Raw genomic sequence first — 23,671 nt, 5'->3', positions numbered from 1 at the left:
CGGCTCAGTCGCCCTGCTCGTCGGTCTCGGCGTCCGGGGACGCGCCCTCCTCCAGCAGCCGCTCGGCGATGTCGTCGGACCAGTGCTGGGCCCAGGCGCGCAGGGCGGCGGTCCGTTCCTCGTCCAGTCCGAGGCGGCGGAAGTCGGCGTCGGCGTAGAAGTCGGTGCCGGTCAGCCGGGACTGCAGGGTGGGCAGGTCGAAGACGTCGTGGGCGTGCCGGCGGCCCAGCTCCTCCAGGTACGGCAGGGGGAAGCGGGCCGCCGCCGCCCGCGCGTCGACGAGGTCGGCGGCCGCACCCCGGTCGTACAGGGCGCGCACCTTCGTACCGACGGCGTCCTCCAGGGACAGCGCCGGACCGTACGCGGTCAGCTCCGGCGGCTGCCAGAACACCTCCTTGTGCAGGGCGAGCACGCACGGGTCACCGGTCGGCGGGTCCGTGACCGTCAGCTGTGCGGTGAGCGCGGTGACGGCGCCGGGGCGCACCTGCCGTCCCCGTGTCTCCAGGACCGCGCCGACGGCCGCGGCGATGTCCGCCATGGCCTGCGCGCTCTGGGTGGCGAAGTCGAGGTTGGCGTGCGGCCGGCCGAGCAGTCCGTGCGCCTGGAGGGCGTAGCCGCCGGCCAGGACCAGACCGTAGGGGCCGCCCGCCGCGACGACGTCCGCGAGGAGCCGGCGATGGGGTTCGGGGATGTCCACGGGAGGATTTTTCCGGCTTCCCGCCGCACGCGGGCGACGCCTGACCGGGCCGTGCGGAAAATTCTCGCGGCCGACGGCAACGTCCGTCCGCCGGGCGGCCACTGAGGGGGCGTAAGGCCCGTTCGGCAGACCCCTAAGGACTCCTCCGTGGCAGCTCCCTCCCACCGCCGGTCCCTCCGCAAGCGGCGCACCCCCGCCGTGTCCGCCGCCGTCGTGGCCGCGGGTGCCGGCGCCGGGGTGTTCGTGATGAACGCGAACGCCGACGCCGTCGACCTGTACCACCAGACCCTCGCCGCCAAGGACGGCTGGGCCTCCTCCGGCACGGGGACCAGCGGCGGCGCGAAGGCCGACTCCGCGCACACCTTCACCGTCTCCACCCGCGCCCAGCTCGTGAAGGCGCTGGGCTCGGCCTCGGACACCACGCCCCGCATCATCAAGATCAAGGGCACGATCGACGCCAACACCGACGACAGCGGCAAGAAGCTGACCTGCGCGGACCACGCCTCCGGCACCGGCTACTCGCTCTCCGCCTACCTCAAGGCCTACGACCCCGCCACCTACGGCCGCTCCAAGCTGCCCTCCGGCACCCAGGAGAAGGCCCGCGCCGCCGCCCAGGCCGAGCAGGCGAAGAACATCGTCTTCAAGGTGCCGGCCAACACCTCGATCGTGGGCGTGCCGGGCAGCAACGCCGGGATCACCGGCGGCATGTTCCAGATCCAGAACGTGGACAACGTCATCGTCCGCAACCTGGCCTTCTCCGCCACCGAGGACTGCTTCCCGCAGTGGGACCCGACCGACGGCGACGACGGCAACTGGAACTCGAACTACGACTCGGTCACCCTGCGCGGCGCGACCCACGTCTGGGCGGACCACAACACGTTCACCGACGCGCCCCACTTCGACCGGGCCAACCCGAACTACTTCGGCCGCGAGTACCAGATCCACGACGGCGCCCTGGACATCACCAAAGGCTCCGACCTGGTGACCGTCGAGCGCAACCAGTTCACCGACCACGACAAGACGATGCTGATCGGCTCCAGCGACACGGACAGCACCGGCAGGCTGCGGGTCTCCATCCACCACAACGTGTGGAAGGGCATCGTCCAACGCGCCCCGCTGACCCGCATCGGCCAGGTCCACCTCTACAACAACGTGTACGACACGACGACCGTCGACGGGTACGCGCCCCTGTACAGCATCAACTCCCGCGCCAAGGCCCAGGTCGTCGCGCAGGCCAACTACTGGACGGTGCCCTCCGGCGGCAAGGTCGCCAAGCTGCTGAGCGGTGACGGCACCGGCTCCGTCGCGGGCAGCGGCAACCTGGTCAACGGCACGGTCACCGACCTGGTCGCCGCGTACAACGCCGCGAACTCGAAGAAGATCAAGACCACGGTCAACTGGACGCCGACCCTCACCGCGGGCCTGGAGACCTCGGCGAAGAACCTGCCGGCGGCACTGGCGAACACGACCGGCGCCGGCGTGCTGAAGTAAGCCCCCGCCCCCGAGGCCCTCGGGCCCGTCGGGGACGCGAAAGGGCGCCGAGCACCCGGCTCGGCGCCCTCGTCGGGCTTCAGCGCGGCACGCGCGGGGCGGTCAGGCGGCCTCGCCGCCGAAGCGGTCCTTGTAGGCCGCCAGGTCCTCGTCCGTGAGCTTGGCGAAGAGGACCGGCGGGACCGTGAACGGGGTGCCGGCCGGCACCGACGCCAGGGCCTTCGCCTCGTCCTGGCTCACCCAGACGGCGGTGTCGTCCGTCAGGGAGAACGCCTCGCGCATCGTCTTGGCCGCCGTCGGGATGAACGGCTCGGAGACCACCGCGTACAGGTGGATCAGGTTCATCGCCGTGCGCAGGGTGAGGGCTGCGCTTTCCTTGTCGGTCTTGATCTCCAGCCAGGGGGCCTTCTCCTCCAGGTAGGAGTTGCCGGCCGACCACAGGGCGCGCAGGGCCGCGGCCGCCTTGCGGAACTGGAGGGCCTCCATGTGCTCCTCGTACTCGGCGAGCAGGCGGGCGATCTCCTCGCCGAGCCGCGCCTCGGCCTCGCCGGGCTCGCCGCCGGCCGGGACCTCGTCGCCGAACCGCTTGCGGGAGAAGGACAGCACGCGGTTGACGAAGTTGCCGAGCGTGTCGGCCAGGTCCTTGTTCACCGTGGCGGTGAAGTGCTCCCAGGTGAAGGACGAGTCGTCCGACTCGGGGGCGTTGGCGATCAGGAAGTAGCGCCAGTAGTCGGCGGGCAGGATGTCCAGCGCCTGGTCGGTGAAGACGCCCCGCTTCTGCGAGGTGGAGAACTTGCCGCCGTAGTACGTCAGCCAGTTGAACGCCTTGACGTAGTCGACCTTCTTCCACGGCTCGCGCACGCCCAGCTCGGTGGCCGGGAACATCACCGTGTGGAAGGGGACGTTGTCCTTGGCCATGAACTCGGTGTAGCGGACGGTGTCGTCCGCCTCGTACCACCAGGACTTCCAGTCGCGGTTCTCCGGGTCCTGGTCGGCCCACTCCTTCGTCGCGCCGATGTACTCGATCGGGGCGTCGAACCAGACGTAGAAGACCTTGCCCTCGGCCGCCAGCTCCGGCCAGGTGTCCGCCGGGACCGGGACGCCCCAGTCCAGGTCACGGGTGATCGCCCGGTCGTGCAGGCCCTCGTTCAGCCACTTGCGGGCGATGGAGGAGGCGAGCTGCGGCCAGTCCGCCTCGTGCCGGGCGACCCACTGCTCGACCTCGTGCTGCAGCTTGGACTGGAGCAGGAAGAGGTGCTTGGTCTCGCGGACCTCCAGGTCCGTGGAGCCGGAGATCGCCGAGCGCGGTTTGATCAGGTCGGTCGGGTCCAGCACGCGGGTGCAGTTCTCGCACTGGTCGCCGCGGGCCTTGTCGTAGCCGCAGTGCGGGCAGGTGCCCTCGACGTAGCGGTCCGGCAGGAAGCGGCCGTCGGCCGGGCTGTACACCTGGCGGATCGCCCGCTCCTCGATGAAGCCGTTCTCGTTCAGCTTGCGGGCGAAGTGCTGGGTGATCTCGCGGTTCTCCGGGCTGGAGCTGCGGCCGAAGTAGTCGAACGCGAGCGCGAAGCCGTCGTAGACCGCCTTCTGCGCGTCGTGCGCCTGCGCGCAGAACTCGGCCACCGGGAGGCCCTGCTCCTTGGCGGCCAGCTCGGCGGGGGTGCCGTGCTCGTCCGTCGCGCAGATGTACAGGACGTCGTGGCCACGCTGGCGGAGGTACCGGGAGTACACGTCCGCCGGGAGCATGGACCCCACCATGTTGCCCAGGTGCTTGATCCCGTTGATGTAGGGAAGGGCGCTGGTGATGAGGTGTCGAGCCATCGCGGGCTGCTCCCAGGTCGCTACGTGTACGAACCTTGAAATCGTAGCCGACGTGTGTATGCCGCCCGCTTCCCGTTCTACGGGCTGAGAAGCGGGCGGCGCGGGGTCACGGGCGCCAGGTCGCCAGTACGCCCTCGTACAGCTGGCCGTCCGTGAGCTCGCGGGGGGTGGGGCCCGCGTGGAAGAAGGACGTGTTGGGGGTCTTCAGCTTGCGGAGGTAGTCGAAGGCCTTGTTGTCGTGGTCACCGAAGGCGACGAAGGAGAAGAACACGGAGGGGGCGGTCTCGGCGGCCTCCGTGAGGGCCTGGGTGGCCGGGGTCTTCGCGTCCGGGGCGCCGTCGGTCTGGAAGACGACAAGGGCGGGGGTGGTGGGGTCGGCCGTCTTCCGGTGGTGGGTGAGTACGGCGTCCACGGCGGCGTGGTAGCTGGTACGGCCCATGCGGCCGAGGCCGGCGTGCACGTCGTCGATCTTGGTCTCGTGGTCGGGGGTGAGGGTGAGGTCGGTGGTGCCGTCGACCTCCGTCGAGAAGAAGACGACGTGGACCGTGGCCTCGGGGTCGAGGTGGGCGGCGAGGGCGAGGGTCTGGTCGGCGAGGGCCTGGGCGGAGCCGTCCTTGTAGTACGGGCGCATGCTCGCGGAGCGGTCCAGCACGAGGTAGAGCTTCGCTCGGGTGCCGGTGAGGTTCGTCTTCTTCAGCGTGGCCGCGGCGGCCTTGTAGGCGGTGGCCAGGGCGGGGGCGTGGGCCTTGACCTTGGCGAGGGGGGTGGCGGGCTTGGCGGTGGGGGTCGCCTGCGGCGACTCCGGGCGCGGGTCCGCGGTTGCCTGCGGCGCCTGCGGGTTCGGGTCCGCGGTTGCCTGCGGCGCCTGCGGGTTCGGGTCCGCCTCGGCTTCGCCTTCGGCGTCCGTGTTCCCACCCGCACCACCCGTGCGGGTTGCGTTGCCGGCTGCGGGTGGCCCCTGTGGGGTGTCCTCGCCGTCGGCGGCCTGCGGCTCCGTCGTCGCCTCGACAGGCTCCGCCTCCGCGTCAGCCTCCGGCTCGTCCGCCTTCGCCTCAGCCTCCGGCTCGGCGGCGACAGCTTCAGCCTTCGGCCCGGCGGCCTCAGCCTCGGCCTTCTGCTCGTTCGCCTCAGCCTCGGCCTCCGGCCCGGCGGCCACAGCTTCAGCCTCCGGCTCGGCTGCCTCCGGCTCGGCTTCCTTCGCGGGGACCGGCTCCGGCTCCGTCGCCTCCGCCGTCACCGGCTCGGTCGGCTTCTCGTCGGCCGGGGCCTCCGTCGGCTGGGGCTCGGGCTTCTCGTCGGCCGCCGCCGGTGGCGGGGTCTCCTCGGCCGCCACGCTGGCCTGCGCCTCGACGGGCTGCTCGGGCTCCTCCTCGGGCTTCCCCTGAACCTCAGCCTCGACCTCGGCCGGAGTCGGCTCCTCGGCCTTCGTCGAGACGGTCTCCTCGACCTTCTCCTCAACCTCTGCCTCGGCCCCGGCCGGAGTCGGCTGCTCGGGCTCATCCTCGGCCTTGGCCTTGGCAGGCTCCTCGGTCTTCTCCGGAGCCTTCGCCTCGGCCTCGGCCGGAGTCGGCTCCTCGGCCTTCGTCGAGACGGTCTCCTCGACCTTCTCCTCAATATCTGCCTCGGCCCCAGCCGGAGTCGGCTCCTCGGGCTCCTGGGCCTTCGCCTCGGCCCCAGCCGGAGTCGGCTCCTCGGCCTCCTGGGCCTTCGTCTCGGGCTCCGTCGGAGGCTGCTGGTGGGGGACCTTGATGTTGTCGAAGGCCGCTGTCACCAGGTCGTGTTCCCCGGTGGGGGGCTCCTCCGAAGGGGACTGGCGGGGGTCCGGGACGGGGTTCGCACCCTCCGGGGCGGTGGCTCGTGACTTGCGGGAACGGCCGAATGCGTTCCGCAGGAGAGTGAGAATGCCCATGTGCGCAACCCTTCACGTGAGGTTGTAGCCCGTCGATCCCTGGCCAGGACGGACACGTAAGGTTAGCGGCCTCGTGCGGCCGGACCGCGTCAGTGCGGCGATGTGAGGGCGCGGGCCGCGGCCACCTCCTGGCGGAGGGGTTCGAGGACGCTGCCCGCGGGCCCGGTGAGGTCGGTGCGCACCGCGGTCAGCGTCTCCGCGTTCCGGACGCCTTCGGACAGCTCCCGCAGCTGCAGGGTCACCTGGGCCAGCTCACCGGAGGACGGCGGCGCGGCCCCGTGCCGGACGCGGACGCGGGCCGCCGTCGTGGCGTCCACGATCCGCTCGACGGCGACGACCAGCGGCCACCAGGCCGCGGCGCGCCGGCCGGTCGGCGGGGGCTCGGTCAGGGCCCGCTGGAACTCGGTGCGGACGACGGACAGGTCGCGGTAGAGCCGCCGGCGCATGCGGGCCCGGGCGGCGGGCGCGGTCCCGGGGTGGAACGCGGCCTCCACGTAGGCCGCGGTGTCGGCCACCGCGTCGGCCAGGCGGTCGCCCACCCGGGTGCGCCAGCTCTCCGGCCAGAAGAGGTAGCCGGCGGTCAGGGCGATCGCGCAGCCGATGAGGGAGTCGTTCAGCCGGGGCAGCAGCAGGGCGGTGCCCTGGTGGTTGAGGATGTCGGAGAGGAGGAGGATCACCGGGGTGATGGCGGCCGTCTGGTAGCCGTAGCCCCGCGGGGTGAGGGCCGGGACGAGGGGGGCCAGCAGGAAGAGGACCGGCACGTCCCACCAGCCCAGCGGGACCTCGGCCAGGACCACCGCCGCGAGCACCAGGCCGGCCACCGTGCCGAGCGCGCGCAGCAGGGCGCGGGAGAAGACCGAGCCGAAGTCGGGCTTGAGGACGAAGGTGATGGTCAGGGCGACCCAGTAGGAGCGCGGGACGGGGATCAGGGAGACCAGGGCCTGGGCGATGCCGATGCAGACCGCGAGGCGTACGCCGTAGCGCCAGGAGTTGGCGGACAGCACGACGTTGCGGGCGGCGCGGGCGGTGCGGATGCCGAGGGCGGCCGGCCGGCCCAGGCGGTCGTCGATGCCGCGGGGGTCGACGTCGGGCGCGGTGACGACCTCGGCGGTGTGCCGCAGGGCGTGGTCCACCGCCCGGGCGGTCTCGGTGGTGGGGAGGGGCAGGCGCAGGGGCGGTACGGGGGTGTCGTCCGCGGCGACGGCCCTCGCCAGGTGGCGGAGCGCCTGCGGGATCTGCGGGGGCAGCGGGCGGGCGGCCAGGTGGGCCGCGGGGGCCGCCTCGATCACCGGGGTGATGGCGTTCAACTGGGCGAGCAGCCGGGTGAGTTCCGGGCTGCGGCCGTGGTGGCGGGCGCGCCGGGCGAGGATCAGGTCGTAGGCCTCGTTCAGGGACTGGGTGACGGCGCGGCGGGCCTCCTCGTACTCCTCGGTGCGGTCCGTGCCGGCGGTGGCGAGGAGGGTGGCGACCGTGCGGTAGGTGGCGGCGACCGCCGCCCGTTCGGGGACGCCCGCGCGCAGTGGCCAGGCCAGCAGGGCCAGGAGGAGGACCAGGAGGCCGCCGCCGGTCATCAGGGCGGGGGCCAGCCACCAGGGGGAGGGCAGCGGGAGGCCCGCGCCGACCACGCAGTTCAGCAGGAGCAGCAGTCCGGAGACGGAGGCCACCGCGCCGATCGTCGAGATCATGCCGGAGACCAGCGCGACCCCGGTGACCGCGGCGACCGCGTACCAGCCGTGGCCGTACGCCAGCGTGCCCAGGGTGACGCCGACCGCGCCGAAGAGCTGGGGGACGGCGATGTTGAGGATGCGCATGCGGTAGGCGTCGGCGGTGTCGCCGATGACGCCGGACAGGGCGCCCATGGAGGCGAGGGCGCCGTAGGCGGGGCGGCCGGCGGCGAGGCCGAGGGCCAGGGGGAGGGCCATGCCGACGGCGGCGCGGGCCACGGCGGCCCGGTTGACGGGTGCCTGCTGGGGTGTGAGGGTCCGGACCAGCCAGTCGGGAGGGGTGAGGCCGATCGGGAACTCTCTGGACATGCGCCCATTATGGCCGCTTTGATCCATCCGGGTTCAGGTCCGCCGGTGCAGGACGAGGTCCACGACGAGGGCGCGGTGGTCGGTGCCGGACACGCGAAGGAAGCGGGTGCCGGCCGCGGTGAAGTCCGGGGAGACCAGCACGTGGTCGATCTGGACGCCGACGACGGAGGCGGTGCGGGCGGGCCAGCTCGGGGTGCGGTCGTGGCCGGTCAGGCGGGCCGCGTCGGCCAGGCCGGCGTCGAGGATGTGCCGGAAAGCCGCGTGGTCCTGGGAGGCGTTGAAGTCGCCGGCGAGGATGGTGGGGGTGCGGGGGTCGGCGGCGGCGAAGGCGCGCAGCCGGCCGAGTTCGCGGCGCCACAGGCCGGCCCGGTCCGGCAGCGGGGGCACGGGGTGGGCGAGCTGGAGGCGTACGGGGTGGCCGCGTACGTCGGCCACGGCGCCGGGCATGCCCATCGTGCCGGGGACGCCCGCGGCCGGGGTCAGCGGGAAGCGGCTCAGGACGAGGGAGCCCTTGGAGCCGTCTCCCCCGACGGCCCGGCGGTGCGGGTACGACGACGCGAGGTCGCGTTCCAGGGCGGCCCGGCAGCCGGACGCGCATTCCTGTACGAAGACCACGTCGGGGTGCCGGTCCCGCAGGACCGGGACCAGGGCGGGGGTGCCGCGGCCGAAGTCGACGTTCGCGGTCAGCACCCGGAGCCGGGCGAGCGGCGGGCCGTCGGGCTCGCCGGACTTGCCGTACGGCTCCAGGTACCAGGCGAGCAGGCCGAGGACGGCGACGGCCCACACCAGGCCCGGCCACCAGCGGGCCAGCAGGGCACACAGCAGGGCGGCGGCGGCCGGGGCGAGCAGCCAGGGCAGGAAGGCGAGCAGCTGGGGTACGGGGGTGACGCCGTCGGTGTCGGCGATCCGGCAGCCGACGACCACGCTCACCGCGGTGAGCAGCAGCCCGGCACACCAGGCGGCGCGCCTGCGTCCGGGGTGCTGGGTCACGGGAGCGAGCCTACGGTCAGCCGTCCAGCCGCGCCAGGAAGGCCGCCAGGGCCCGGTTGAACTCCTCGGGGCGCTCCAGGTTGGGCAGGTGGGCGGCGCCCTCGACGACGTGCAGGGCGGAGTCGGGGAGGGCCGCGTGCATCGCCTCGGCGTCGGAGACGGGGGTGTAGGTGTCGTCGGCGCCGACCACGACGAGGGCGGGCACGGTCACCCGGGTCAACAGGTCGCGGTAGTCGGGGCGTTCGGCCCGGCCGCGCAGGGCGGCGGCGGCGCCCTCGGGGGAGGTGGCGGTCATCATGCGGTGCACGTGCGCCTTGACCTCGGGGTCGGCGTAGGGGGCGACCATCTTCTCCAGCACCTCGTCGGCGTAGCCGCGCATGCCCTCGGCGAGCAGCCTCTCGGCCATGGCGGCGCGGCCCAGCCGGCCCTCGGGGGTCTCGGCGGTGGGGAAGGTGTCGGCGAGGACCAGGCCGCGGATCCGGTCGCCGAAGCGGTCGTAGCACTCCATGGCGATCTGGCCGCCCATGGACAGGCCGGCCAGGGCGAAGGTGTCCACGCCCAGGTGGTCCAGGAGGTCCGCGAGGTCGCGGGCGTGGCGGGAGAGCGGGACCGTGCCGGGGGTGACCGGGGAGGCGCCGTAGCCGCGCAGGTCGGGGGCGATCACCCGGCGGCCGGCGGCGAGCTCCGCCAGCTGGGGCTGCCACATCGTGCGGTCGAAGGGGTGTCCGTGGACGAGGACGAGGGGAACCCGGGAGGAGAGTCCGGGGTCTTTGTCCTCGAATGCGAGGAAGGGGGGCATGACAACGACCCTAGGGCGCCCCATGGCTCGGTGCAATAAAATCTTTGCCCTCGGTGCAATCCAACGCACCGGAGAACAGGGGGACTTGTGGACGACTACCGGCGCATCGCCGACCGGATCGCGGCCGACATCACCGGCGGACGGCTCCGGCCCGGCCAACGGCTGCCACCGCAGCGGGCGTTCGCGCGCCGGCACGGCATCGCGCCCTCGACCGCCGGCCGGGTGTACGCCGAACTCGTGCGCCGGGGCCTGGTGGTGGGCGAGGTCGGGCGGGGCACGTTCGTGCGGGCCACCCCGCCGGACGGGCAGCCGGGGATCGCCCTGACCGAGGCGGCCGGCGCCCCGCTCGTCAATCTGGAGCTGAACTACCCCGCCGTGCCCGGCCAGTCGGAGCTGATGGCCCCCGCGCTGGCCCCGCTGCTGCGGCCGGACGCGCTCGGCGAGGCGCTGCGGCCGGCCGCCGCCGCGGGCACCCCCGCGGCCCGGGCGGCGGTCTCCGCCCTGCTCGCCCGCAGCGGGCTGCCGGCCGCCCCGGAACGCATCCTGTTCACCGGCAACGCCCGGCAGGCGATCGCCGCCACCCTCGCCGCCCTGGTCCGGCCCGGCGGCCGGGTCGGGGTGGAACCGCTGACGTATCCGCTGGTCAAGGAGATCGCGGCGCGTCTCGGCCTGGTCCTGGTGCCGCTCGCCACGGACGCGGAGGGGCCCGTGCCGCAGGCGGTGGCCGACGCCCACCGGGGCGCGCCGCTGTCCGCGCTCTACCTCCAGCCGGCCCTGCACAACCCGACCTCGCTGACGACGAGCACCGGGCGGCTGCGGCAGCTCGCCGACTGTGTCCACAGGCTGGGGATACCGGTGGTCGAGGACCGGATCTGGGCCTTCCTGGACCCCGGCGGCACACCTCCGCTCGCCGCGCTCGCGCCCGGCCTGGTGCACCTCGTCGACAGCCTCTCCAAGCGGGTCGCGCCCGGTCTCACCGTCGGCTTCACCGTCGTCCCGCGGGACCGCGTCGAGGCGGTGGCGCGGGCGGTGCGGTCCGGCGGGTGGAGCGCGGGCGCGTTCGCGCTGGAGGCGGCCGTGCGGTGGCTCGGCGACGGCACCGTGGACCGGCTGGTGGCCGCCAAGCGGCAGGACGCGCGGCGGCGCCAACGGCTGGTCGCCGGGAAGCTCGCCGGGTTCGCCGTACGGTCCGACCCGGCCGCCTACTTCGCCTGGTGGGAGCTGCCCGCGCCGTGGCGGGCGGACACCTTCACGGCCGCCGCCCGCGCGCACGGCATCGCGGTCACCCCGGGTACGGCCTTCTGCGTCGACCCCAGCCGCACCCCGGACGCGGTCAGGCTCGGGCTCGGGTCGGCCCCGGAGCCGCAGCTGGCGCGGGCGCTGGAGACCCTCGCCGGCGTCGCGCGGGACGGGGCAGCCGCAGATACCGGGTGAGCCAGGCGGTGACGGCCACCGCCAGGCCCAGGCCCAGCAGCAGCCAGGCGGCCGAGCGCAGGGTGCCGGTCAGGGCGTCGTAGACGGCGCCCGCGGCCGGGTGGGAGACGCCGGCCGGCAGGTCGGCCAGGGTCAGGCCGCGGCCGACGTGGAGGGCGAGGACGAGCAGGGCGCCGCCCAGGGCCGTGCCCAGGGCGGTGGCGACGACCGCCCGGCGGCGGCGCACGGCGAGCGCGATCCCGCCGGCGGCGAAGGCGACGGCCGCGACCGGCAGCCAGAAACCGGCGACTTCGAGCACGTGGTACCCCTTCCGGAGCGTGGCCAGCCGGTCCGCCGGGAGCACGGCGACCGCGGTGTGCTCCACCGGGATCCGTGCGGCGAGCGGCACGTGGTCCCGGGTGAGCTGGCGTTTGACCTGGGCGGTGACGGGCGCCAGGTCGACGGTGACGGCGCGTTCGTCGTCCGTGCGCAGGGCGTGCAGCACGGCGTCGTGGGTGACCTGGTTGCCGGTGTCCCAGGCCATCCGGAAGGCCCGGGTGTGGGTGAAGGAGCGGACCGCGTCGTGCACGAACGGGCGCACCGAGCCGCGGACCGGACGGACGTCCAGGCGCTCGTCCACCACCCGCAGGATGCCGTCACCGAGGGTGTCCACGACGGCCTCCCGCACGGCCGGGTCGGTGGCGAGCGGCGCCATCGTGGTGACGTACCGGCCCGTGTCGGCGAGCCCGTACGCCGCCCAGGCCGCCAGCGTGCCGAAGGGCACGAGGAGGCAGGACAGGGTGATCAGTACGGCCGACAGGGCGCTCCTGAGGCGTGGGGGCACGCTTCCAGGCAAGGGCCGCCGGGGCCGGTGCGCGAGCGGGGGGACTGCGTTCGGGGGCTCTCCGGTGGAGGGATCACCCGAACGGGTGTTTCCTGGTGCTGGGGAGGAAGAAGTGGCCGATGTGCACCACTCGTGGTGCAGGCCGAAGGGACAGGGGAAGAACAGGGGAACGCGTGGGCCCCGGCCGGGCAGCCGGGGCCCACGCGTACACCCTCGGGCCGGCTCAGCGGACCCGGCGGCCGGAGGCGTCCTCGCGGACGTAGTAGCGGTAGAAGAACACGATGAACGTGATCGCCGCCCACAGCAGGCCCATCAGCACCGAGCGCACCACGTCGTCGTGGGGGCCCTGGCCGGAACCCTGGGTGGAGAACAGGCTGCCGGTCTGGCTGTAGAGGAAGCCGTACGCGCAGCCCACGAACGCCGACCACGACAGCGCGTGCACCTCCCGCGGCAGCCGCGGGCCCAGCGTCAGCAGGGCAGCGCACACCACCGCGAACACCAGCGCGGTGACGAAGCCGAGCAGCACGTTCCAGCCGGTGACGGGACCGCCGTCACGGTTGTTGGCCGCGACCCAGTAGCCGTAGACCAGACCCAGGACGACCGGGACGGCCACCCGGCCGAGGGCGTGGGTCCGCGCGTCGAAGACGTCGGGCGGGCGCGCGACCACGTCGGACGACCGGCGCTCCATCTCGGGCGTGCGGCCGGGCCGGGACGTTCCGCCGGGCACGGGTGCCGCTTGAGCCATGAGAGCACTCCTTACTCCTCGCCCCCGAAATCCGCCCCCGCGTGCGGGGCACGTCTCCAGGTCACACCGGGGGACACGGCCTGGCAACTCGGCCAGGAGGGTGACGAGTGCCCGGATGCGTGCGGTTCTCCCCCATGCTTCGCTGAAGGAAGTGAAGGACTGGGAGGGCTGCCCGCCGTGACCGAGATGGAGTACGGGCGGCGCAGGCCGCTGCTGGAGATCCGGGGGCGGAGCATCGGGTGGCTGCCGCCCCTGCTGCTGCTCGTCGCCGTCGTCCTGCTGGACCTCAACACCGGCGAGCACTTCCGGATCATCACCTGGATCGTCCTGGTCCCGGGCTCCGCCGCCGCGATGTGCGGGGTGTGGACGACGGCCGCCTACAGCGTGGCCGCGCTGGTCACGTACGTCGTCGTGGACAGTGCCTGGCCCGCCGAGTACCAGGCCGGGTTCGGCGACTTCCTGCTGGTCGCCCTCGGCGGCGCCCTCGCCACGCTGGCCGCCGTCGTGCGCGTGCGGCAGGAACGGCAGCTGGTGCACATCCAGGACATCGCCGAGACCACCCGGCGCACCGTGCTGCGCCCGCTGCCGTCCGGGTGGGCGGGCTTGGACCACGCCGGGGTGTACCTGGCCGCCGACGTCGACGCCCGGGTCGGCGGCGACTTCTACGACATCCAGCCCGGCCCGCACGGCACGCGGGTGCTCGTCGGTGACGTGCAGGGCAAGGGGCTGGGCGCGGTGGAGGCCGCCGCCGCGCTGCTCGGCACCTTCCGGGAGGCCGGCTACCACGAGGAGGACCTCACGACCGTCGCCGAGCGGCTGGAGACCCGGATGCTGCGGCACCGCTCGCACCGTGCGGCGCTCGGCGGGACCGACGGCGACCGCTTCGCCACGGCCGTTCTCATCGCCTTCCCCCGGGACGACCCCGGCGTGATCGACGTGGTGAACTTCGGCCACGAGCCGCCGCTCGCCGTCGGCCCGCACGGGGTGCGCGAGCTGCCCTGCGGCGACGGGCTGCCGCTCGGCCTCGCCGACCTCGGGGGCGGCCTGCCGCCCGTGCACCGGGTGCCGGTGGCCGCCGACGAGACGCTGCTCCTCGTCACCGACGGGGTGACCGAGGCCCGCGACCGCCCCGGCGCGTTCTTCCCCCTCGCCGACGAGGTCGCCCGCGCCGTCCGCGCCGACCCCGCCCGCACGGATCCGCGCCGCCTGGTCCGCCGGGTCCGCGACGGGGTGCTCCGGCACAGCGGCGGCCACCTGGAGGACGACACGACGATCTTCGCGGTACGGAGGGCGGCGGAGGGTCCGGCGGGGGACGGGGGCGAGCTGGGTGCTGGGGGCGGGACGGGGTGAGAAGGAGCGCGGGCGTGCGGCGTGCGCCGGGCGGGGCGGCCGGGATGAGGGGGAGAGGGAGCGGCCGGTCCGTTGTGCGCCGGGCACGGGGCGCGTGTCGGCGGCGGCGGTCGGGCGGGCTGGGGTGCGGGGGATCGGCGGGGGGCGGGGGTGAGCCGGGTGGAGGCGGCCGGCGTGCGGTGTGCGCCGCAGGCGGAGGGGATGGCCGGGTGCCGGGGGGCGCTGTAGGCGGTGAGGCGGGCTGGGGCGGGTCGGGTGCTGGGGGCGGGCTGAGGTGAGAGGGGCATGGGGCGTGCGTGGGCCGCGAGGCTTGGCTGGGGGCGCGGTTCGGGTGATGTCGGGGTGTGTTGTGCGCCGGCGCACGGGGTGCGGCGGTGTCAGGGGCGGGGCGGGTGGGGGGAGTTGTGAGGGGTGGTGGGTGAAGTGGGCGTACCGGGGCGTTTGCGGTACTGAGGCGCCGGTTTGCAGCAGCAGCGGTTACGGTGCTGGCTGGAGAGCGGATCCACGGGGGCCTCGGGTCCGGAGGTTCACGGGGTCCGCAGGGTGACATGGGGGAGGCACGATGCCCGGAACCGTGCTGCTGCTCGCGGCCTCGCCGCTGGGCCGGGGGCGCCTGGTGGACGCGGCCGGAGTCCTGCCGGTACTGGCCGCCGTCGCTCCCTCCGTGCTGTCCGGCACCGACACCGCGAACGTCATCGAACTCGCCGACCCGCTGGAACCGCAGGCCGTCCTCACCCGGCTGCGGGCCGCCGCGGCCTCCCCCGGGCCGCTCACCGTGTACGTCACCGGCCAGCTGCACCTGGACCGGCGCCAGCACCAGCCCCACCTGGCCCTGGCCCGCACCACACCGGCCACCCTCCGCTACACCGCGCTGCCCTGGCACTGGATCCGCGAGGAGCTGCGCCTGCGCTCCGCGACGGACACCGCGCTCGTCGTCGACCTGCACGCCGACGCGGAGGCCTGGCGCCACATCACCGAGCGCGGCCTCGACTCCGGCCGGAACACCGCCGTCTACGGCCGTGTCGCCCCGGCCGGCGGACGGCGGGGCCTGGCCGAGCCGGCGTACATGAAGACGGTCGCCACGCTCCTGCGCAGCGGCCACCGCCCCCCGCTGGGCGTCCTGCACGAGCAGGCGGTGGCCCGCGTCGCGGAGGAGGCGCGGGGCAGCCTGCTGCTGGCCGACGCGGGGGGTTACGTGCCGGGGGGCCCGATCGGCGGCTTCGTGCGGGGGGCCGCGGCGACCGGCTTCCCACCGGGAACCGCGCCGGGGCCCGTGGCCGGGGGCCCGGTGCGGCCGCCCGTCACCGAAGGACTCGCGCCGGGGCTCTCGTACGGCGGGCCCACCGCCGGGGCTGGTGACAGCGGTCATGTGCCGGGTGCGCCGGCAGCTGTGGGTGTGCAGGAGCTGTCGGGCGGGTCGGTTCCCGCATACGGCGGGCCTTCCGCCGGGTCCGGTGAGAGCGCGCCTGTGCCTGGTGCGCCGGCAGGTGTCGGTTTGCGGGAGCCGTCGGGCGGGTCCGTCTCCGCATACGGCGGGCTCTCCGCCGGGGCTGGTGACAGTGGGCTTGTGCCGGGTGCGCCGGCAGCTGTGGGTGTGCAGGAGCTGTCGGGCGGGTCGGTTCCCGCATACGGCGGGCCTTCCGCCGGGTCCGGTGAGAGCGCGCCTCTGCCTGGTGCGCCGGCAGGCGTCGGTGTGCGGGAGGCACTGTCGGGCGGGGCGGTCTCCGAGCCCGTGGACGCTCCGGCGCGGGTGCCGGGCGGGTCCGTTCCGGGCTGCCCGGCCGGTAGAGCGGAGGCAGGAGGCGGCAGCCCGCTGCCCGTGTCGGGCGGGTCCGGGGCCGCTGGCTCAGGGGTCCGTCCGGGCGGCCCCGTCCCGCAACCCGCCTCCGGCGGAACCGGCGGAACCGGTGAAGCGGAACTCGCCTCCGGCGGGATCGGCGAAGCCACCCCGGTCCTTCCTGCCGGAGAAACCTCCGGCCCCCGCCCGGGCGAAGCCCCCTCGGTCCCCCGGCCCGGCGATGCCGCCCCCGCCTCCCGGCCCGGCGATGCCGCCCCCGCCCCCCGGCCCGGCGATGCCGCCCCCGCCCCCCGGCCCGGTGACGTCGGCCCCGATGATCCCCATGCCGGTATCAGTGCTGCCGTGCAGGAAGGGCGGCACGCGGATGCCGAGGGGATTGCGGCGCGGTGGGAGGCGGAGGCCGTGCGGGTGTACGGGGCGGCGTCGGAGCAGGCGCTGCACTGGAGCGAGGTGCGGGCCGATCTGGCGATGCTCGCGGGGGACGCGGTGCGCAGTTGCCGGTCCTGGCTGGGTGTGGCGCAGACGCGGCTGGCCGCCGGGCAGGCGGGGGACGCGCCCGCCGTCGAGGCGGCCGTGGACCGGGCGCACCACCAGTGGACCCGGATCAAGGACACGGCGCGGGCCCGTGAACTCGGGCCCGCGCTCGCGGAGTTGCGACTGAGGGTGCCGGGCCGCCGGCGCGGCGCGCTGGAGAACGTCCAGCGGCAGCTGCGCCAGCTCCAGGCCACCCCCTAGCGGCTACTGGGTGAAGGTGAAGTACTTCCAGGCGCCGTGCGTCGTGGAGTTCACGGTGTCACCCGAGGAGGCGTTGATGTACGACGAGCGGATCCGGAACCGCCAGCCGACGTCCTGGCTGTGGTTGCCGGTGATGCTGACCCGCGAGACCCCGTCGGAGCCCAGCTTGAAGTACGACGGGTCGCCCGGGTACCAGCGGCCCTGGTAGTACACCTCGAACTCGAACTTCTGCGCCCGGTCCGGGTACCACGGCATCTTGGTCGTGACCAGCGGGTTCTTGTTCTTGTGGAAGAAGTAGTACGTGTGTCCCCACGCCGACTTCGCCTTGTAGTGGTTGGACAGCGACGTGGAGATGCTGACCTTCGCCCCGACCGTGCTGGCCGCCGACGCCGGCTTGTAGCGCGAGTCGCCCGCGAACTTCGCGGTGACCTTGGTGTCCCGCTTCAGGTCCAGGGTGACCGACAGGTTCCCGTCGGAGTTGACCTTCCCGGTCTTCACCCGCTTGTTCGGCTTGTCGGCACCGAACGGGTCGGCCCAGATCTCCACCGTGCGGTTGCTGTACGTCCTGCCGAGGTGCGCGGTGAACTTGACGTCCTTGCCGTACGAGTACACCTTGCCGTTGTTGTTGATCGTCAGCGTCGCCTTGGCGCGGGACACCTCGACGGAGTCCGAGCCGGAGGCCGCCGCGTGGTCGGCGTCGCCCGCGTAGGCCACCGTGTACTTCACCTTGCCGCCGGCCGGCGGGGTGTCGGTGAAGGAGAACGTGCCGTCGGCCTTGGTGACCGCCGCGGCCAGCGGCTTGCCCTTCGGCGACTCCAGGTCGGTACGGGTCACGGTCAGCTTGGTGCCGGCCGGGACGGCCACCTTGGAGGCGACCTTGCCCTTCACGGTGAGCTTCTTGGCGCGGGTGGCGGTGGCCGGCGCGTCCACGGTGACGGTGCTGACCGCCCTGGTGGGCGCGTTGAGCACGCGCAGCGAGAACACACCCTGGCTGTTGCTGGTCACCGCGAACAGCCGGGAGCCGTCGGCGGCCCAGGCCAGCCCGCCACGGGCCAGCAGGTCGGAGCCCGAGGAGGTGCCGGTGTTCGGGAAGTCGTACGTGCGGACCGGCTCGCCGGCGCCGGGCTTGAAGATGTAGACGTCCGGGTCGTAGGAGCCGTCGATGCCGGCCGCGATCGTGCCGTCGGGGGCGATCGCCACCGAGTTGGGGTACGCGTCCGTGACGTACTTGCCGTCCTCGTTGAGGTCGGAGGTCCGGAACACCTGCTGGTAGTACGGCGCACCGCTGGCCACCACGACGTCCTTGCCGTCGGGGGTCACCTGGAGGTCGCCGAGGTTGCTGCCCGCCTCGCGGGTGCTCGCCACCTTCGTGGCGGTGCCCGACGAGACGTCGTACGAGGCGAGTTCCACCGGGCTCTGCCCGACCGCGCCCGCGACGAGCGTCGTCGAGCCGGGCGCGGCGTCCAGCACCGGCGCGGAGTACCAGCCGGCGTCCTGGCCGAGCGTGACCGTGTGGTCCTCGGCGGTCAGGTCGACCGAGCCGATGTTGCCCGCGGTGGCGCCGCCGTAGCCGAACCACAGCCTGCCGCCCGCGACGGCCACGCTGAGCGGCTTGTCGCCGACCTCGTACCGGGTGGTCTCGGTGTCGGTGGCGGTGTCGATGACGGCGATCGCGTCGAGGTCCTGCACGGCCGCGTAGAGCGTGCCGGAGTCGGCCGAGAGCTCCAGGCCCTGGACGCCGGACAGGCGGGTGTCGAGCTGCTTGACGACCTTGCCGGCGTAGTCGGTGACGACGATCTTGCCGTTCAGCGGGTCGCTGACGAAGACCTGCCGGTGGACGGAGTCCACGACGATGTCACCGGTCTGCCGCACCGGCAGGGGCTGGGCGGAGTCGGCGAATGCCGGGGCCGCGGCGAGGGCCGCGGAGCTGAAGAGGACCGCCAGGGTGGTGGCGGCCGTGAGAGAGCGCTTGCGCACGCTGATTCGAACCCCCCGGAACGAAGGAAAGACATGGGGAGCCGCAGGGCACGGCGAACGTGAGCCCCCTGTGCATGAGCCGTGTGTGCCTCGTGCGGCGAGTGTGCAAAGAGTAGGTCATGCCCCTGACAGCGGTGCCACCGGGTTTCGTGAATTCCGGGACAACCGTGAGAGCGGGTCGTTACGCTCTGCAACAGATCGATCGCAGGGGGTGTCTCTCTTCATGGTCAACATCCGTCCGCTCGACCCCAGCGCGTCTCCGTTGGACTACTTCGGCTCCGAGTTGCGGAGGAAACGGGAGGAAGCGGGGCTCACGCAGAAGGAACTCGGCGCGATCGTCTTCTGCACGGGCTCGCTGATCGGCCAGATCGAGACCACGCTGAAGGTGCCGACGCGGGAGTTCGCCGAGCGGGTGGACGCGGCGCTGATGACGGACGGCTTCTTCTCCAGGTTGGTCGGGCTGGTCCTGCGGAGCCAGTTGCCGACGTGGTTCCAGCCGTATGCCGACATGGAGTCGAAGGCTACGTACATCTCCACGTATCAGTGCCAGGTCGTGTACGGGCTGCTGCAAACGAAGGCGTATGCGGCGGCCCTGCTGTGCGTGGACCGTCCGGACGAGGTCGAGGAGATGGTCGCCGCCCGCATGGAACGGCAGCGCATCATGCGACGGGATGAGCCGCCGGTGCTGTGGGTCGTCATGGACGAGTCAGTGCTGCATCAGATGGTCGGCGACCGGGACGTGATGCGTGATCAACTCGGTCACCTGTTGAGCTTCCGGGGCAACCCGTGGGTGCACATCCAGGTACTGCCACATTCCGTGGGCGCACACACCGGAATGATGGGGTCGTTCAACGTGCTGCGTTTCGAGGACCACCCGGACCTCTTCTACTGCGAGAGCTACGACCAGGGGCACATGACCGCCAATCCGCGAGTAATCAGGGAGCGTTCGGTCGGTTACGCTCGCTTGCAGGCCACCGCCCTCTCGCCAGAGGCCTCGGCCGACCTGATCGCGCGCGTGATGGAGGAACGCTATGCAGAGCAACGTGGATCTGGCCCTCGCTCAGTGGCGTAAGTCCTCGTACAGCGGCACCAACGGCGGCGATTGCGTCGAGTGCGCTGTCGTCGGCCACGCGGCGTGGCGCAAGTCCAGCCACAGCGGAAACACCGGCGGCGAGTGCGTAGAAGTCGCCGATCTCCCCACCCTCGTCGCCGTCCGTGACTCAAAGAAGCCCGACTCGGGACACCTCGCTGTGGACCCTCGGGCCTGGGCCGCCTTCGTGCGGGCTCTGTAGGCCTTCCGCCCTCGCCGGGCCGGCGTTCGCTGCCAGGAGGAGGGCCGCCGCGGCGATCACCGCGGCGGTTACGGCCCTCCGTGCGGTGGGGCGTGCGTAGGGTGCGGATGGACGTCCGGGCACGGTGACCTCGCAACACAACAGCGGCCTGTTAAGCATGCTTAATCCGCCGTTTAACCTAGGGGCTGCCCGGGTCAACGGCAAGGGTGGTCGGGCGAGTTGGGGGGCACGCGAGGCATGGCGGAACGGGACGAGCCGGAGGTCATCGGGCGGCGGGTGCAGCGGTTGCGCGCCCAACGGGGACTGACACAACGCCAGTTGGCGGAACCGGCGTACACGCCCGCCTACATCTCCACCCTGGAGGCCGGCCGGGCCCGCGCCTCCGACGAGGCGTTACGGCACATCGCGGACCGGCTCGGCGTCGCCTTCGAGGAGCTGGCCGTCGGCCGGCCCGCCCACCTCGCCACCGGTCTGCGGCTGCGGCTCACCGAGGCCCAGCGCGTCCTCGCCGACGGGCGGGCCGAGGAGGCCGCCGCCCGGTACGCCGTGCTGCGCGCCGAGGCGGAGGCCCACGGACTCGACCGCGAACAGGCCGCCGCACTGCTCGGACTCGGCGAGTGCGCCCTGCAGACCGGGGACCTGACCGAGGCGCGCGAGTACTTCGAGCAGGCCGAGGAGCGGCTGGCCGGCGAGACCCTGCCGGCGCGTGTCCCCGCCGTCCGCGGCCGGGCCGTCGCCCACTACCTGGCCGGCGAGCTGCGCTACGCGGTCTACCTCCTGGAGTCCACCCTCGACGAGCTGAACCGCGGCGGACTGCACGACCCCGACGCGCTGCTGCTGCTCTACGCCAGCGTCATCGGCCCCTACATGGACATGGGCGCCCACGCCCGCGCCGCCCAGGCCGCCGAGTTCGCCCTCGCGCTCGCCCCGCGGGCCGGCGACCCCGCGCTGATCGCCCGGATGCACCGCTCGGTCGCCCGGACCCTGCTCGCCGAGGGCCGGGTCGCCGAGGCCGACGCCTCCCTGGCCAAGGCGGCCGAGCTGTACCGGCAGCTGTGCCTGCGCACGGAACTGGCCAACTGCCACTGGATGCGCGGCTACGTCTACGCCCAGGACGGCGAACTCGACCGTGCCGAGGCCGAGTTGCGGCAGGCGTACACCATGCTGTCGGAGACCAGGGCCGCCCTGTACCGCAGCCAGGCCGCCGTCGAACTCGCCGACGTGCTGCACCGCCGGGGCAGCTCCGAGGAGGCCGCCGTACTCCTCCAGGGCGTCCTCGGCGACTTCTCCTCCGAACGCGGCGCCGTGCACGCCGCCGCCGCGCACCGCCTGCTCGGCATCATCGCCGAGGACGCCCGGGACACCGAGGCCGCGGAGGAGCACTACGTCCGCGCCCTGAGCCTGCTGGAACGCGCGGGTGCCGCCGGCGACCTCGCCGACCTGTGCCGGCTGCTGGGCGACCTGCTGCGCCGCACCGGCCGCATCGAGGCCGCCCTGGACGCCTACCGCACCGGCCTGGGCCACCGCACCGCACCCGGCACCACCACCCTGGGCCCGGCCCCGGCCCAGCCCCCGCTGTGACCCTCAGACCTGCGCCCGCCCCTGCCTGCGGATGTCCGCCAGGCGCAGCGCGCCGATCTGCACGGCGGTCTGCGTCGCTTCGTTCGGCACGTCGCCGAGCCCCGCGTTGGTGAGGGCGAAGGCGTCCTCGCCGACCCGGACGGCGGCCACGTCCATGGTGAGCAGGTACTCCTGGTCGTCCGGTGTCGTCGTGGCGAGGGTGACGCGCAGGCCCTGGCGGGCGTCCCCGACCTCCGGCAGCGGGGCGTCCACGACCCGGACGTCCTCCACCAGCCCCAGTTCCGTGGTGGCCGTGAACCGCGCGCACCGCGCCGGCAGCGTCCGCAGCCAGGCGAGCACGGCGTCGACGTCGGCCGGGCGGCGGGCGGCGATCTGGTAGCGGAGCTGGGCGTCGGTGTCGGCGTCGTCCAGGCCGACGGCGATCCGGGCCGGGGCGCCGAGGAGTTCGTCGCTGTACAGCGCGTCCAGCAGCCCCTGGCACTCCGCGACCGCGGTGTGCGTCTTCAGCAGCCCGTCCCGCCAGGTGGCCGCGCCGCTCGTGGCCGTCCAGGGGGCGCCCAGATCGGTCTGGTTGATCAGCGCGGCCTGCGCCTGCTCGTCGCTGAGCGTGGACCCGTCGGCCCGTGGGGACGCCTTCGCCGACCGGCTCGGCCGGTCCACCGTGGGCAGCGGGTACGGGGCGCTCTCGGGGTACTTCAGGGTGAGCGCCGCGCAGCCGCCGGCGGTGAGCAGACCGGCGGCGAGCAGGGAGAGGGCGACGCCACGGGGCATGCGGTCGTAGATCGCGCGTATCGCGGGGGACATCGGTGCCTCCTGGGCTGCGTGCGGCCGGCGGGGTGCCTGATCTCACGGCACCACCGGCCCGGGCGGCCCACCAGCGCTCCGCGCCGTACGGGTGAGGGCGCCGGGCCTTCCCGGGGAACGCCCGCGCCTCCCGGCCGAGCCGCAGTCCGCCCGCCCGAGGGCCGCGGGGAGCCGCGCGACCGGCCGGCACGGACCCGCACCCGGGAGGCGGCCCCCACCACCACCGGACGACCGCCGCCCGCGACCCGGTCACGGCGGCCCGGCCTGATCTATCGTCGGCACAACGGAAGGAGTCCGCCGTGACCGGTCAGCCCATCCCCGTGATCATCGACTGCGACACCGGGGTCGACGACGCCCTGGCCCTGCTGTTCGCCGTGCGCCACCCGGGACTCGACCTGCGGGCGGTGACCTGCGTGGCCGGGAACACCGACGTGGACGGGGTGGTCCGCAACACCCTCACCGTGCTGGAACAGGCGGGCGCCCCCGACATCCCGGTGGCGCGCGGCGCCGAGCGCCCGCTGCTGGAGCCCGCCCGCTCCGCCCCCGTGCACGGCGCCGACGGCATGGGCGACCTGGGGCTGCCCGCGCCCGCCCGGACGGCGGTGGCCGTCGACGCCGTCACCCTGCTGCACCGCGAGATCCTCGCCTCCCCGCGCCCGGTCACCCTCGTCCCGACCGCGCCGCTGACGAACATCGCCCTGCTGCTGCGCACCCACCCGGAGGTGACCCGGAACATCGAGCGGATCGTGTTCATGGGCGGCGCGGTGGCCACCGGCAACGCCACCGCGGTCGCGGAGTTCAACGTCTGGCACGACCCGGAGGCCGCGGCGATCCTGCTCACCGCCGGGGTGCCGATCACCATGTACGGCCTGGACGTGTTCCGGCAGGTCGTCGTGGACAGCGCCGAGGTGCACCGGCTGCGCACCAGCGCCGAGCCCGGCACCCGCCTGGCCGGCGAGCTGCTCGCCCACCGGCCGGCCCACCAGGGCGAGCCCCCGGAGGCCGAGGAGGCGGGCGGGCTCGGCGACGCCGGCGCGGTGTGCGCGGTCGCCGACCCGGCGGGCATCACCACCCGCCTGCTCCCGGTCGAGGTCTCCCTCGCCCCCGGCCCGACCCGCGGCCAGACCGTCGTCGACCGCCGGCCCCGCCTCGGCGAGTCCGAGATCCACGAGGGCGGCCGCGAACGGGCCCTGATCGACGTGGCCCTGGAGGTGGACGCGGCCCGGTACGTGAAGCTGTACCTGGAGACGGTCGCCCGCTAGGCGGTGTCTTCAAATGATCAGCGTTGGTGGATCATGGTGTCGTGATACGTCGCCATGAACTGTCCGATGCCGAGTGGGAGTTCGTCCGGCCGCTGCTGCCCGAGTCGTTGCAGGGGCGGAAGCGGCTGGACGA

The 23,671-nt window shown here is 73.7% G+C and carries 17 protein-coding genes and 2 pseudogenes; 9 read left to right on the top strand and 10 right to left on the bottom strand.

Going from position 1 to position 23,671, the window contains the following annotated elements; genetic code table 11:
* Positions 1–4: 4 nt before the first annotated feature.
* Complete coding sequence (locus tag ABZ923_RS05105) at positions 5–697, bottom strand: hypothetical protein (RefSeq protein ID WP_361466984.1); 693 nt, start codon at positions 695–697, stop codon at positions 5–7.
* 147 nt (positions 698–844) lie between these two features.
* On the opposite strand from ABZ923_RS05105, the gene ABZ923_RS05100 reads away from it, so the two are divergent.
* A complete protein-coding gene (locus ABZ923_RS05100; RefSeq protein WP_361466981.1) occupies positions 845–2,188 on the top strand; it encodes a polysaccharide lyase family 1 protein in 1,344 nt (447 codons plus the stop codon).
* A gap of 102 nt (positions 2,189–2,290) precedes the next feature.
* Here the strand turns inward: ABZ923_RS05100 and metG are convergent, their stop codons facing one another.
* From metG to ABZ923_RS05075, 5 genes are all read right to left on the bottom strand, one after another.
* Positions 2,291–4,006: a methionine--tRNA ligase gene (metG, locus tag ABZ923_RS05095; RefSeq protein WP_361466978.1), complete on the bottom strand. Its 1,716-nt coding sequence runs from the start codon at positions 4,004–4,006 to the stop codon at positions 2,291–2,293.
* A gap of 106 nt (positions 4,007–4,112) precedes the next feature.
* Positions 4,113–5,915, bottom strand: coding sequence for a VWA domain-containing protein (locus ABZ923_RS05090; RefSeq protein WP_361466975.1), 1,803 nt, complete (start codon positions 5,913–5,915; stop codon positions 4,113–4,115).
* Positions 5,916–6,004: 89 nt separating this feature from the next.
* Positions 6,005–7,948: an FUSC family protein gene (locus ABZ923_RS05085; RefSeq protein ID WP_361466972.1), complete on the bottom strand. Its 1,944-nt coding sequence runs from the start codon at positions 7,946–7,948 to the stop codon at positions 6,005–6,007.
* Positions 7,949–7,981: 33 nt separating this feature from the next.
* Positions 7,982–8,938 carry an endonuclease/exonuclease/phosphatase family protein gene (locus ABZ923_RS05080; RefSeq protein WP_361466969.1) on the bottom strand — a complete coding sequence of 319 codons (957 nt, stop codon included), beginning with the start codon at positions 8,936–8,938 and terminating at the stop codon, positions 7,982–7,984.
* A 16-nt stretch (positions 8,939–8,954) separates the two neighbouring features.
* Entirely contained in the window at positions 8,955–9,737 is a 783-nt protein-coding gene (locus ABZ923_RS05075) for an alpha/beta fold hydrolase (RefSeq protein WP_361466966.1), read from the bottom strand.
* A gap of 87 nt (positions 9,738–9,824) precedes the next feature.
* On the opposite strand from ABZ923_RS05075, the gene ABZ923_RS05070 reads away from it, so the two are divergent.
* Complete coding sequence (locus ABZ923_RS05070) at positions 9,825–11,171, top strand: PLP-dependent aminotransferase family protein (RefSeq protein ID WP_361466964.1); 1,347 nt, start codon at positions 9,825–9,827, stop codon at positions 11,169–11,171.
* Here ABZ923_RS05070 and ABZ923_RS05065 read toward each other — a convergent pair.
* On the bottom strand, positions 11,071–11,994 hold the full coding sequence (locus ABZ923_RS05065) for a hypothetical protein (RefSeq protein WP_361466961.1): 924 nt from the start codon (positions 11,992–11,994) through the stop codon (positions 11,071–11,073). The genes ABZ923_RS05070 and ABZ923_RS05065 overlap by 101 nt on opposite strands.
* Positions 11,995–12,217: 223 nt before the next feature.
* Entirely contained in the window at positions 12,218–12,739 is a 522-nt protein-coding gene (locus ABZ923_RS05060; RefSeq protein ID WP_361466958.1) for a hypothetical protein, read from the bottom strand.
* A gap of 186 nt (positions 12,740–12,925) precedes the next feature.
* Between ABZ923_RS05060 and ABZ923_RS05055 the strand changes: the two genes are divergently transcribed.
* From ABZ923_RS05055 to ABZ923_RS05045, 3 genes and pseudogenes are all read left to right on the top strand, one after another.
* Positions 12,926–14,089: a PP2C family protein-serine/threonine phosphatase gene (locus tag ABZ923_RS05055; protein WP_361467197.1), complete on the top strand. Its 1,164-nt coding sequence runs from the start codon at positions 12,926–12,928 to the stop codon at positions 14,087–14,089.
* A 562-nt stretch (positions 14,090–14,651) separates the two neighbouring features.
* Positions 14,652–15,257: pseudogene (locus tag ABZ923_RS05050) on the top strand (hypothetical protein); the annotation flags it as partial.
* 945 nt (positions 15,258–16,202) lie between these two features.
* Positions 16,203–16,622: pseudogene (locus ABZ923_RS05045) on the top strand (hypothetical protein); the annotation flags it as partial.
* A gap of 3 nt (positions 16,623–16,625) precedes the next feature.
* On the opposite strand, the gene ABZ923_RS05040 reads toward ABZ923_RS05045, so the two are convergent.
* Entirely contained in the window at positions 16,626–18,599 is a 1,974-nt protein-coding gene (locus ABZ923_RS05040; protein WP_361466955.1) for an Ig-like domain repeat protein, read from the bottom strand.
* Between the two features lie 223 nt (positions 18,600–18,822).
* Here ABZ923_RS05040 and ABZ923_RS05035 point away from each other — a divergent pair, with 223 nt between their 5' ends.
* From ABZ923_RS05035 to ABZ923_RS05025, 3 genes are all read left to right on the top strand, one after another.
* A complete protein-coding gene (locus tag ABZ923_RS05035; protein ID WP_361466952.1) occupies positions 18,823–19,671 on the top strand; it encodes a helix-turn-helix transcriptional regulator in 849 nt (282 codons plus the stop codon).
* Entirely contained in the window at positions 19,631–19,891 is a 261-nt protein-coding gene (locus ABZ923_RS05030; RefSeq protein ID WP_361466949.1) for a DUF397 domain-containing protein, read from the top strand. The genes ABZ923_RS05035 and ABZ923_RS05030 overlap by 41 nt, the downstream gene beginning before the upstream one ends.
* 237 nt (positions 19,892–20,128) lie before the next feature.
* The gene (locus ABZ923_RS05025; protein ID WP_361466946.1) at positions 20,129–21,472 is read left to right on the top strand and encodes a helix-turn-helix transcriptional regulator; all 1,344 of its coding nucleotides are present in this window, start codon (positions 20,129–20,131) and stop codon (positions 21,470–21,472) included.
* 3 nt (positions 21,473–21,475) lie between these two features.
* Here the strand turns inward: ABZ923_RS05025 and ABZ923_RS05020 are convergent, their stop codons facing one another.
* Complete coding sequence (locus ABZ923_RS05020; protein ID WP_361466943.1) at positions 21,476–22,276, bottom strand: hypothetical protein; 801 nt, start codon at positions 22,274–22,276, stop codon at positions 21,476–21,478.
* A gap of 299 nt (positions 22,277–22,575) precedes the next feature.
* Here ABZ923_RS05020 and ABZ923_RS05015 point away from each other — a divergent pair, with 299 nt between their 5' ends.
* Positions 22,576–23,538 carry a nucleoside hydrolase gene (locus ABZ923_RS05015; protein ID WP_361466940.1) on the top strand — a complete coding sequence of 321 codons (963 nt, stop codon included), beginning with the start codon at positions 22,576–22,578 and terminating at the stop codon, positions 23,536–23,538.
* Positions 23,539–23,671 lie beyond the last annotated feature (133 nt).

It is taken from the genome of Streptomyces sp. NPDC046881, assembly GCF_040645015.1.
In the GTDB taxonomy this organism is placed as follows: Bacteria; Actinomycetota; Actinomycetes; order Streptomycetales; family Streptomycetaceae; genus Streptomyces.
Note: the sequence above shows the minus strand (reverse complement) of the source record. Positions and strands in the feature narration are given on the sequence as shown.

Excerpts from the sequence above, each read along its gene's own strand:
- ABZ923_RS05075 (WP_361466966.1), bottom strand. The coding sequence starts at position 9,737 with ATGCCCCCCTTCCTCGCATTCGAGGACAAAGACCCCGGACTCTCCTCC.
- metG (WP_361466978.1), bottom strand. The coding sequence starts at position 4,006 with ATGGCTCGACACCTCATCACCAGCGCCCTTCCCTACATCAACGGGATC.
- ABZ923_RS05025 (WP_361466946.1), top strand. The coding sequence starts at position 20,129 with ATGGCGGAACGGGACGAGCCGGAGGTCATCGGGCGGCGGGTGCAGCGG.
- ABZ923_RS05030 (WP_361466949.1), top strand. The coding sequence starts at position 19,631 with ATGCAGAGCAACGTGGATCTGGCCCTCGCTCAGTGGCGTAAGTCCTCG.
- ABZ923_RS05085 (WP_361466972.1), bottom strand. The coding sequence starts at position 7,948 with ATGTCCAGAGAGTTCCCGATCGGCCTCACCCCTCCCGACTGGCTGGTC.
- ABZ923_RS05020 (WP_361466943.1), bottom strand. The coding sequence starts at position 22,276 with ATGTCCCCCGCGATACGCGCGATCTACGACCGCATGCCCCGTGGCGTC.
- ABZ923_RS05055 (WP_361467197.1), top strand. The coding sequence starts at position 12,926 with ATGGAGTACGGGCGGCGCAGGCCGCTGCTGGAGATCCGGGGGCGGAGC.
- ABZ923_RS05090 (WP_361466975.1), bottom strand. The coding sequence starts at position 5,915 with ATGGGCATTCTCACTCTCCTGCGGAACGCATTCGGCCGTTCCCGCAAG.
- ABZ923_RS05035 (WP_361466952.1), top strand. The coding sequence starts at position 18,823 with ATGGTCAACATCCGTCCGCTCGACCCCAGCGCGTCTCCGTTGGACTAC.
- ABZ923_RS05060 (WP_361466958.1), bottom strand. The coding sequence starts at position 12,739 with ATGGCTCAAGCGGCACCCGTGCCCGGCGGAACGTCCCGGCCCGGCCGC.